This is a genomic window from Hymenobacter terrestris (genome assembly GCF_013377905.1).
Lineage (GTDB): Bacteria > Bacteroidota > Bacteroidia > Cytophagales > Hymenobacteraceae > Hymenobacter > Hymenobacter terrestris.
This window is the reverse complement of sequence record NZ_JABKAV010000037.1, coordinates 23192-34488: the sequence shown is the minus strand read 5'-3', so window position 1 is coordinate 34488 and position 11297 is coordinate 23192. Positions and strand designations below refer to the sequence as shown.

6 protein-coding genes are annotated in these 11297 nt (G+C 61.9%); 1 reads left to right on the top strand and 5 read right to left on the bottom strand.

Translation table 11 applies throughout. From position 1 onward, the window contains the following. Positions 1-110: 110 nt before the first annotated feature. Positions 111-4163 carry a CusA/CzcA family heavy metal efflux RND transporter gene (locus tag HW556_RS12415; RefSeq protein ID WP_176900369.1) on the bottom strand — a complete coding sequence of 1351 codons (4053 nt, stop codon included), beginning with the start codon at positions 4161-4163 and terminating at the stop codon, positions 111-113. Between the two features lie 168 nt (positions 4164-4331). Beyond that, entirely contained in the window at positions 4332-4754 is a 423-nt protein-coding gene (locus tag HW556_RS12410) for a hypothetical protein (RefSeq protein WP_176900368.1), read from the bottom strand. Positions 4755-4928: 174 nt separating this feature from the next. On the opposite strand from HW556_RS12410, the gene HW556_RS12405 reads away from it, so the two are divergent. Then, positions 4929-6260, top strand: a complete 1332-nt coding sequence (locus HW556_RS12405) for a zinc dependent phospholipase C family protein (RefSeq protein ID WP_176900367.1) — start codon at positions 4929-4931, stop codon at positions 6258-6260. Here the strand turns inward: HW556_RS12405 and HW556_RS12400 are convergent. The 3 genes from HW556_RS12400 to HW556_RS12390 are packed head-to-tail and all read right to left on the bottom strand — an operon-like array spanning position 6257 to position 11282. Further along, positions 6257-6679, bottom strand: coding sequence for a hypothetical protein (locus tag HW556_RS12400; RefSeq protein WP_176900366.1), 423 nt, complete (start codon positions 6677-6679; stop codon positions 6257-6259). The two genes, HW556_RS12405 and HW556_RS12400, sit on opposite strands and share 4 nt — an antisense overlap. Before the next feature lie 32 nt (positions 6680-6711). Further along, positions 6712-8145 carry a TolC family protein gene (locus tag HW556_RS12395; protein WP_176900365.1) on the bottom strand — a complete coding sequence of 478 codons (1434 nt, stop codon included), beginning with the start codon at positions 8143-8145 and terminating at the stop codon, positions 6712-6714. A 53-nt stretch (positions 8146-8198) separates the two neighbouring features. Further along, on the bottom strand, positions 8199-11282 hold the full coding sequence (locus tag HW556_RS12390; RefSeq protein WP_176900364.1) for an efflux RND transporter permease subunit: 3084 nt from the start codon (positions 11280-11282) through the stop codon (positions 8199-8201). Positions 11283-11297 lie beyond the last annotated feature (15 nt).

The window sequence follows — 11297 nt, the reverse complement described above, 5'->3', positions numbered from 1 at the left end:
GGCCTGCCCTCCCCGCCCCCGCCGTTAAAAGGTGACCTAGGGATTTGTTCTGGCGAAATCGTTCAACGGCGGGCGCGGACAAGCCGCGCCCCTACGCCCGTGGTATGTTATTAATCCTGGCCCGTGAGCAGCAGTAGTTGCAGAGCCAGGTCGTTGTAACGCTGCAGCTGGTCGAGGTAGGTGGCGCGGATTTGCCAGGCGGGCTCCGTATTCACCACATATTCCACGTACTCGATGTCACCGGCGCGGAAGCTCTTTTCGGCCGTATCGATAATGAGGCGGGCCTGGGGCAGAGCAGTTTGCTCGTAATACGCCAGCGAGGCCGTGGCTTGGCGTAGGCGCTGGCGTAGGCCCACAAGCTGGCCACCGAGCTGAGCCGTGGCGTAACGAATCTGGGCGTCGGCCGCTTGCTCGCCGATACGGGCGGCGGCAATGCGGCTCCTCTGCGCCCCACCCAACAGCGGCAGCGCCACCCCGGCCTGGGCCACGTGGAAGTTGGCTTCCCGGTTGATAGTTTGGGTGAAGTAGCCCAGGCGCAGGTCGGGCAGGCGGCGCAGTTCCTCCACCCGGGTTTGGCGGCGGCGTATTTCCCGCTCCTGCTCCAGCAGCCCCAGCGTAGGGTTGGTGGCCGCCGTAAGCCCGGCCGTATCGGCGGGCGTAAGGCGGACTTGAGCATTGGCGGTGGTATCGATAAGGGCCGGCTGGGACTGATTGAGCAGCACGGCCAGCTGCTGGCCGAGTACCTGCTGGTCGGTGAGCAGCAGGGCTTGGCGGTTCTGCAGCTCCCGCAGCCGCGCCTCGGCCGATACTTGTTCCAGACGGTTGGTGGCTCCGGTCTGGTAGCGGATGCGGGCGGCGCGGGCGGCGCGCTGGTAAAGGCTGTCCTGGCCGCGCATCAGGGCGGTGCGGCGGTAGCTCAGCAGCAACTCGTAGTAAGTACTGCGGATGGAGTAGGCCAACTCCCGGCGCTGCTGGCGGCCACGCTGCTCGGCGGTGCCCACCTGGCTTTCCAGCAGCTTGCGCTGGGCCGCATACACGCCCGGCAGCGCCGTTTGTTGTACGATGTTGAAGGTATGGTCGCGCAAGGGTCCCGAAACTTGGCCATACTGGTAGTCGGCCACCGTGCGCGGCAGGTCGTAGCCAGTGCGCGACAGAACCCGCTGCTGCTCTATTTGCAGGCCGCTGGTTTGCGTCAGCAGGCTCTGGCTAAGGCCGGTGTTCAGGGCCTGCTCAAGGCTGAGCCGACCCTGCTGACCGGGCGGGGACGGCGGCGGTAGCGTGCCGGGCGTGTTCTGGGCCTGAAGTAAGCAGGGAATCAAGAACAGAAGCAGTAGGAAGAGGCGCATGGATTCAGTAGGGTGAAGGTGATAAGGCACGGCTGATTGGGGTTTGCTGAACGGCATATCGCGCAGCCACAGCGCCAGCACGCCCCCGATGGCCGCCAGCGGAATGCCGGTGAAAATCAGGCCGGCCTGCTTGAGCGAGCCGAACGAGAGGTAGAGCAGCAGGAAAATCAAACCCAGCGACACGGGTACGGCCAGCGCCAAGCGCGACTTGGCCTGCTGCAGGTTCTCGAACTGCCCGCCGTAGTGCAGCGAGTAGCCCGGCGGCAACTTCAGCCCGGCGTTCAGCTTGGTTTCAATATCCTGCACCAGGCTCTCCACGTCGCGGTTGCGCACGTTCACGCCGATGTTGATGCGGCGGCGGCCGTCGTCGCGCGAGACTTGGGTGGGGGCGTTGCGGAACGCCACGGCGGCCACTTCTTCGAGCGGTATTTTCTGGCCGTTCGGTAGGTCCACGTACAGGCTGCGCAGATCCTGGATGCCGCGGCGGTGCAGAGTGTCGAGGCGCACCACCAAATCGAAGCGCCGCTCGCCCTCGTACACCTGGCCCGCCACGTTGCCGGCAAAGGAAGTGCGCAGCAGCGTGTTCAGCTCATCCACCCGCAAACCGTATTGGGCCAGCTTGGCGCGGTTGTAAGTCACGCGCAGCTGGGGCAGGGCAGCAATCTGCTCTACTTTGAGGTCGCCCACGCCGTCTAGGTCCCGGATTAAGTCGGCGGCCTGGTTGGCTTTCTCGAACAGCAGGCTCAGGTCGTCGCCGTAGATTTTAATGCTGATGTCTGACTTCACGCCCGAAATCAGCTCGTTGAAGCGCATCTGGATGGGTTGCTGAAACTCCATGCCCACGCCCGGCAGGCCTGCCAGTGCCGCGGCCATCTTGTTGGCCAACTCCTCGCGGGCACCGGCCGACGTCCACTCGCTGTGGGGCTTGAGCACCACAATCTGGTCGGAATCCTCGAGGCTCATCGGGTCGGTGGGGATTTCCGAGGTGCCGATTTTGCCCACCACCTGCTCCACTTCCGGGAAGTTGGCCAGCAAAATTTTCTGGACCTGGGTGGTAGTAGCCACGCTCTGGGCCAGCGACGAGCCCGGGGCGACGGTGATGTTCACGGCGAAGTCGCCCTCATCGAGCTGCGGAATAAACTCGCCCCCGAGCCGGCTGAACACCAGGCCCGTGAGCACCAGCAGCGCCAGCGCCCCGGCCACCACGGCCCCGCGCCAGCGTAGCGCCCCGGCCAGCAACGGCGCGTAGCCGCGGTGCAGAAACTTCATGATGCGGTCGGCCAAAGTGCCTTCCTCCTCAATATCCTTGCGCAAAGCCCAGGCCGACACGGCTGGCACGTAAGTCAGGCACAGCAGCATGGCCCCGATAATGGCGAAGCTCACCGTGAGGGCCATTGGGCGGAACATCTTGCCCTCGATGCCGGTGAGGGCCAAAATGGGCAGGTACACGATGAGGATAATGAGCTGGCCGAACAGCGCCGAGCGCATCATGCGGCTGGCAGCGGCCTCGGCTACTTCGTCCATGCTCTCGCGGGCAGCTCGCGCTTTGAAGTGCACGAGATGAAAAATCATGGCTTCCACGATGATGATGGCCCCGTCCACGATCAGCCCGAAGTCCAGGGCGCCCAAACTCATCAGGTTGGCCGACACGCCGAAAACGCGCATCATACCCAGCGCAAACAACATACACAGCGGAATCATGGAGGCCACCACCAGCCCGGCGCGCCAGTTGCCCAGCAGCAGCAGTAGCACTAGCAGCACGATTATGCCGCCTTCGAGCAGGTTTTTGGCCACCGTACTGATGGCAGTGTCCACCAGCTTGGTGCGGTCGAGAAAGGGGCGGATGAACAGGCCTTCGGGCAGTTGTTTGTCGATTTCGGCCACCCGCGCCTTTACGCCGGCAATGGTGCTTTCCGACGATGCGCCTTTCAGCATAAGCACGATGCCGCCCACGGTTTCGCCCTCGCCGTTGCGCGTCATGGCCCCGTAGCGCACGGCGTGGCCGAAGCGCACGTCGGCCACGTCGCGCACCAGCAGCGGCAGGCCGGCGCTGGTTTGCTTGATAACCATGCTGCCCACGTCCTGCAGCGAAGTGGCGCGACCTTCGCCCCGGATGAAGTAGGCGTTGCGGCCGCGCTCCAGGTACGAGCCGCCGGAGTTGCCGTTGCCGGCCTCCAGCGCCCCATACAGCTCGGCTAAACTCACGCCCAGCGCGTTCAGCCGCTCGGGGTTGATGCTGACTTCGTATTGACGAACGAAGCCGCCAAAGCTACTGACATCGACCACGCCGGGCACGCCGGCCAGCTGGCGCTTCACAATCCAGTCCTGCACCTCGCGCAGCTTGGCCAGTGAGAACTGCTTTTCGTAGCCTGGCTTCATGCCCAGCGTGTACTGGAATATTTCGCCGAGGCCGGTGGTGATGGGAGCCATTTCGGGGCGGCCCAGGCCCGCGCCCAGGTCGCCCTCGGCGGTGCGCAGCTTCTCGGCCACCAACTGGCGGGTTTCGAGCGTGGGCACGTCTTCGCCAAACTCCACGGTAATTACGGAGATGCCGAAGCGCGAGATGGAGCGCACACCCGTAACGCCCGGAATGGTGCGCAAGCTCAGCTCCAGCGGAATGGTGAGCAGTTGCTCGACCTCCTGGGCGGCCAGGGCGGGGCTTTGGGTGATGACCTGGACCTGGTTGTTGGTAACGTCGGGAATGGCGTCGAGGGGTAGGTTGACGGCGGAGTAGCTGCCCCAAGCCACCAGGCCCACAAGCATCAGTACCACCAGCAGCTTGTTGCGCACGCTGGCCCGGATAATGGCAGATATCATTTATTGCAGCGGTTAGCTTTGAGCTATTGGCTGTTAGCTTCCGTTCAACGGAGCATCTTGCTATAAGCCGATAAGGTGCTGGTATTCGTCGAACGAAAAGCCAGCTGCCCTCAGCTTGTAGCTAACAGCCAATAAAATAAGACACACTACGCCCAGGGGCGTAACGGCTTAGTCTCGGGGTGGCTGCAGCAGAATACGGCTTACGCTGAAGGCATAGAGCGAGCCGGGAGTAGGCTGGTAATCGGCGCCGGGCCAGGCCAGGGCCGAAGCGGGGGCCGCCAAATGAGCCGCTACGGGTAACACAAAGCTTACCAGCACGCAGTTGTGGTGGTGTTGCTCCAGGGGTAGTTTCTCGTGGTCCTGGGCGTCGCGGTGCGAGACGGGGTTTTGGTGGTGGTTGGCGCCCTGGGGGCCGTAGTGCAGGGCCAGAAAGGCCACAGCCGATAACTCGCCGCCGGCCAGCGCGCGATGGTAGCGATAGTGCTCGGCCAGCTCGGGCAGCTTGGCCAGCTCCGAAAGGTCGTGCTGGGGCAGGAGGCTGCCAAGCAGCATCACAAACCCCAATAGCCGAGCAACAACCGTTTTCATCATGGCAAATGTAACGCGCCGGAAGTAGGGTTGTTTGAAAAGAAGGCTGCCGGTTGAAATTTGGAATGATTATGAAATCGGGGTACCCGGAAACGGCGCACAACCTCAACCATAGCCGCCGCGTAAGGCAGGCAGCCATTAGCTGCGCACACTGCCCGGCACCGGCGCCCGTTCTTTATGTTGAAATGGTACTTCTGCGCGGCGCTGTTGCTGGTCGGGCTGCTGGCTTCGCGGCCGGCTGCCGCCTATTCCGTGCTTACCCATCAGGCCAACGTAGACTCGACCTGGAAGCCGTGCATGCTGCCGCTGCTGCAAAGCCATTACCCCGGAGCCACCGAAGAAGAGTTGATTGAGGCCAAAGCGCACGCGTATGGTGGTTCCATTCTGCAGGACATGGGCTACTACCCGTTCGGCTCGGAGCTATTTACCAACCTGACGCACTATGTGCGCAGCGGCGACTTTGTGCGCAACCTGCTGAGCGAGGCTCGCAACCGCAATGAGTATGCCTTTGCCCTCGGTGCGCTGGCCCACTACGCCGCCGACGTGAACGGCCACCCCGCCGGCACCAACAAGGCCATGGCCAGCGTGTATCCCGAGCTTCAAGCTAAATTTGGCGACGCTATTACCTATGAGGAAGCGCCCATTCAGCATACCCAGCTGGAGTTTGCCTTCGATGTGGTGCAGATGGCTTCGGGCCGCTACCGCTCGGCCGACTACCAGCGCTACATCGGCTTCAAGGTGAATAAGGACGTGCTGGAGCGGGCTTTTCTGAAAACCTACGGGCTGGAGTTAGGCCAGGTGATTTTGAACGTAGATCTGGCCATCGGCTCGTTTCGGTTTGCGGTGCGCAACCTCATTCCGATTGCCAGCCGGGCGGCCTGGCAGTCGAAGAAAAACGAGATTCGCGAAGAAATTCCGCAGGCCCGTCGCCGCGAATACGTGTACAAAGACAGCCAGCGCGAGTATGAGGAGAGGTATGGCACGGAGTACGAGCATCCCGGCTTCGGGGCCCGGGTGCTGTCGTATTTCGTGCGGGTGCTGCCCAAAATAGGGCCGCTTAAACCGTTTGCTTTCAAACTGCCCACGCCCGAGGCCCAAGATCTGTTTAAGGCCAGCTTCCGGCAGGTGATGAATGACTACTGCGGGCTACTTGAAAAGCAGCCCCGCGACACAGCAACTGCGGTGCCCGCGCTAGCCAACACCGATTTCGACACTGGCCGCCCTACCAAGCCCGGCGCCTACGCCCTGACCGATGTGACCTACGGCGAGTGGCTGCAAAAGCTGGCCGATCAGAAATTTGAACACCTGACAGCTGTCCAGAAGCAGAATCTGCTTGCCTTCTACCAAGACCCCAGCTTGCCCGCCACCAACAACGACAAACAGGAGGACAAGGAAAAGGATGCGGAGAAGCGGAAAAGCGCAGAAGAAAAAGAGCGCGCCAAGATTGGGGAGGCCCTGCAGGCGCTTCGGGCTGCTACCCCAGTCCCGGTAAAGGAGGCCCGGCCCTAGCTCGTTATCCAGCTTATCGCCTCGTTTTCATCCTGAAATACCTGTAGCCGATAAGCCGGATGCGTATGGGCCGTGACAGTGGCAGCACGCATGGCAGGATTTTGCTCCAGCACGGTAGCGTGGCCGGGGGCGAACAGGTAGGCTACGTACAGAGCGGCCGGGGTCAATTCGTTGGCAACGGCCGGCAAAAGGGTCGTAACCATCCACCCCGAAATGGCAGCATCCAACTCGGTACGGAGGCGTACGTCTATCAGCCAGCGAGCGGCCCCATAACTGTAGCTCATTTCGCGGGCTGCCCGAAGGCCCTCCTGGATTTCAGCAAACGACACGTCCCGCTGCCAGCGCACCATTAGCACAGCTAAATCGAGATCATAAGATAAGCGCAGGTAGTCGTCAGTACCGGGAATAGAAGAAAGCATGACAACAAAGTTATATAGATAACAGGAGGATTCTATAATTTAGCTTCGCTTGTTTGCACCAGCCCGCTACCAAGGCGGCGCAGGATAATTTCGGCCTGTTTGGCCTGGTAACGGATATCGAGTAGGCGGGTTTCGGCCTGCAGCTGGGTGCGCTGGGCTTCGCGCAGCACTAGCGGCGTAAGCAGCCCGAGGCGGTAGCGCTCCAGGGCAATGGCCACGTTTTCGCGGGCCAGCAGGATGTTGGATTCCTCCAACTCCAGCAGCGCCAGCCGGTTCTGATACTGGGCGTAAGCCTGCTCTGCGTCGGCATCGAGCTGCAACTGGAGCTGGTCGAGCTGCAGCTGGGTTTGCTCCTGCGTAATGCGGGCGTTCTGCTCCTGCCGGTTCCGGTTAAATCCGTCGAAAATTGGTACCGAAGCTACCACGCCGTAGTTGAGGCCATACGTCCGGCCGGTGGTGGTAATGAGCTGGGCGCCAAAAAAGGAGGCGTTGTTGATGTTGCGGTTGAAGCCGTAGCCACTCGTCAGGCCAATTTGCGGAAACCGGGAGGCCCGGACCAGCTTGCGGTCTAAGGCCGCTATTTCGGTGTCGAAGCGGGCCTGCTGCAGGCGAGGGTTGCGCTGGCGCAGGGCGGCCAGCACCTCGTCGCGGCCCAGGTCGCGGGCCACTACAATCGAATCCTGGGGCAGAAAATCGAGGCCCGGGGCGCGACCCAGCAGCTCGTTAAGGTTGATTTTGGCCGTTTTCAGCGCCTCCTGCTGCTGAATGAGGGTCGAGCGGTCGGCGTTGTAGTCCACGCGAGCCGTCAGCACTTCCACCTTGGCACTCACGCCCACATCCACCCGGGCCTGGGTCAGGTCGATGCGGGCCTGGCCGATCTTTAGCGCTTCTTCGAGCGAGTTGATTTTGCCCGATTCGCGCACTACCACGAAGTAAGCATCCATCACGGCGGCCACGGTTTCCTCAATGGTGGCCCGCGTCAGCTGCCGCTGGCTTTGCTCCAGCACCTGCAGCCGGTCGTAGGCGATAAACATGCCGAAACCGTCGAAAATGGTCCAGGTCGCGGCCACGTTGGCCTGCAGCTGGTTGGATTTGGCCCCGTTGGCAATGCTGGGCTCAGGCCGCGCCTCCGACTCCTGCCGCACGTTGTTGCGATTGAAGTTGCGCACGAAGTTGCCGTTTACCGTGGGCAGCTGGCCGGCGTTGCCGCGGGTTACGTTGTTTTCGGCAATACGCACATCCTGTTGTGACACCCGGATGGCGTAGTTACCTTCCACGCCCACCCGGATGGCCTCGGCCAACGAGAGGAGCGGGGCCGCAGCTACGGTTTCGGGCTTCTCGGTCTGGGGCTTGCTCTGGGGTTTCTCGGTGGTTTCGCGCCGCGAGGGCAGCACCGGCTGCTGGGCCAGAGCGGGCAGGCCGGTAGTCAGCAAAAGCAGCGGAAGGAGCAGGGAACGAGAGGACATTCGGGATAAAATAGGTAGAAATCCGGGCTGATAACCGAAAGGTGCGGGTAGCGTTAGGCCGCCACCTTTTCGGGCTCGGGCTCGGGAGCGTGCTTGTGCTTTTTAGCCGTGGCGAAATACGAGTACATCACCGGCACTACGTACAGCGTAAGCACGGTTGCGAAAAACAGGCCTCCCACCACGCCGATGCCCATAGCCCGGCGGCTCAGGGCGCCCGCGCCGGTAGCCATGGCAATGGGCAAAATACCGAGAATGGCGCAGAGCGAAGTCATCAGAATCGGGCGGAAACGGGCCGTAGCGCCTTCCACCAAACCGCTCATGTAGTCCATGCCCTGCTCCACTTTCTGGTTGGCGAATTCCACGATGAGAATACCGTTTTTCGTCACCAGCCCGATGAGCATGATGATGCCGATCTGCGAAAACAGGTTCAAGGTCTGGTTGAAATACCACAAGCTCAGTAGCGCTCCGCTCAAGGCCAGCGGCACCGTTATCATGATGATAATCGGGTCGCGGAAGCTCTCGAACTGCGCGGCCAGCACCAGATAAATCAGCACCAGCGCCAGCCCGAAGGCGAACAGCAGCGACGAGGAGCTTTCCTCAAAGTCGCGGGAAGCGCCGGCCAGCTCAGTGGCGTAGGTGTCGTCGAGGGTTTTGTCGGCAATGGCGCGCATGGCGGCAATGCCGTCGCCCAGCGTCTGGCCGGGGGCCAGGGCCGCCGAGAACGTGGCAGCATTGTAGCGGTTGAAGCGGAACAGCTGGGGTGGCGTGCTGCTTTCCTCCATTCTAATCAGGTTGTCGAGCTGCACCAGCTCGCCGGTGCGGCTCTTCACGCTCAGCAACCGCACGTCGAGCGGCTGGCTGCGGTCTTCGCGCGCCACCTGCCCGATAATCTGGTACTGCTTACCGTTTTTGATGAAGTAGCCGTAGCGCTGCCCGCTCAGGCTGGCTTGCAGCGTCTGCGAGATATCCTGCACCGACACGCCCAAGCTCTGGGCTTTGTCGCGGTCGATGTTCACGCGCAGCTCGGGCTTGTTGAATTTCAGATCCACGTCCACGAACTGGAAGGTGGGGTCGAGACGGGCGGCTTCCAGGAACTTAGGCACGGCCGTGCGCAGCTTCTCGAAATCCTGGGTTTGAATAACGAACTGCACCGGCAGGCCGCCGCCACCGCCCGAGCCAATGCTCTGGTCCTGGCTGACGGAGGTGCGGGCGGCCGTGAGGCTTTTTACGCCCGCCGAAATAGCATCGGCCACCTGGCCCTGGGTGCGGTTGCGGTCCTCGGGCTCCTTCAGCAACACCCGGGCAAAACCCGAGTTTGCCCCGCCCGACCAGCCCGGCGAAGTCACCGTGAAGACGCTGCCCAAATCAGCCCCCGCCGAATCGACGGTCAGCTGGTTGAGCTGGGTGATGTACTTGTCCATGAACTCGTAGGAAGCACCCTCGGGGCCGGTGGCATTCACGTTCACACGGCTACGGTCTTCCACCGGTGCCAGTTCCGACGGAATAATGCCCATGAAGTACCAGGTACCCAGACCCGTGCCGGCCACCACCAGCCAGGCCAGCCAACGGTTGCGCAGAAACGTCTGCAAACTCTCGCGGTAGCCATTAACGACGCGCTGGAAGAAGGGCTCGGTTTTGCGGTAGAACCAGTTGTGGGTTTCCTCGCGCTTGAGCAGTCGCGAGCACATCATGGGCGTGAGCGTGAGAGAAACGAAGGCTGAAATCAGTACCGAACCCGCCACCACAATGCCAAACTCGCGGAACAGCCGCCCGGTAATACCCGTCAGGAACACCACGGGGAGGAACACGGCCGCCAGCACCACCGTGGTGCTCACCACGGCCAGCAGAATTTCCTCGGAACCCTTAATAGAGGCCTCCCGGGGTGATTCGCCGGCCTCAATGCGGGTGTAGATGTTCTCCAGCACCACAATGGCGTCATCCACCACCAGGCCGATGGCCAGCACCACGCCCAGCAGCGTGAGCACGTTGATGGAGAAGTCGAGCAGGTACATAACGAAGAAAATACCAATCAGCGACACCGGAATGGCTACAATGGGGATGAGCGTGGAGCGCCAGTCGCGCAGGAACAGGAAGATGACGACGACCACCAGAATGAAGGCCTCAATCAGCGTCTGCTTCACCTCGTCAATCGACTGGCGAATGAACACCGAGTAGTCGATGGCGGGCTCGATCTTAAGGTCGGCGGGCAGATCTTTTCCGAACTGGGCCACGCGCTTGTTGAATTCGTCGGCAATGTCAATCTGGTTCGAGCCGGGCTGCGGAATAACGGCAAGCGCCACGCCCGGCACGCCGTTCACGCGGAACAGCGTCTGGTCGTTTTCGGCATACAGCTCGGCGTAACCGATGTCCGACATGCGCACGAGCGAGCCTTCATCTCGCCGGATAACGAGGTTGTTGAACTCCTCGACCGTGGTGAGGCGGCCCATGGTGCGCAATGTAAGCTGGGTGGCCTGGCCCTGCACCGAGCCGCTGGGCAACTCCACGTTTTCGCGGGCCAGCGCCTGCTGTACGTCCACCGGGCTCACACCCAGTGCCGACAGCTTCACCGGATCGAGCCACAGGCGCATGGAGTAGCGCCGCTCGCCGTACACCCGAATTTCCGACACGCCCGGAATGGTCTGGAGTCGCTCGCGCAGCGTGTTAATGGCGTAGTCGGTCAACTCTAGCAGGTTGCGCTCTTTGGAGGTCAGGTAGCTGAGCACTACGGGCTGCGAGTCGGCGTTAGCCTTGCTCACGGTGGGCGGGTCCATGTCGCGCGGCAGGCGGCCTTGCACCCCCGAAACCTTGTCGCGCACGTCGTTGGCGGCGGTTTCCAGGTCGGCATCGAGGTCAAATTCCACCCGGATGCTGGCCCGGCCATCGCGCGAGTTGGAGGTCAGGTTCTTGATGCCCGGCACGCCATTAACGGCCGCTTCGAGCACCTCCGTCACCTGGGCCTGAATCACGTCGGCCGAGGCACCGGTGTAGGAGGCCGATACGCTGATAATGGGCGGATCGACGCTTGGGTACTCGCGCACGCTCAGGTAGCGAAACCCGATGACGCCAAAAATGACAATCACCAGGCTCATTACCAGAGCGAGGACGGGGCGGTTAATACTGGTTGAAGAAAGGCTCATGGCTTATTTCACGCA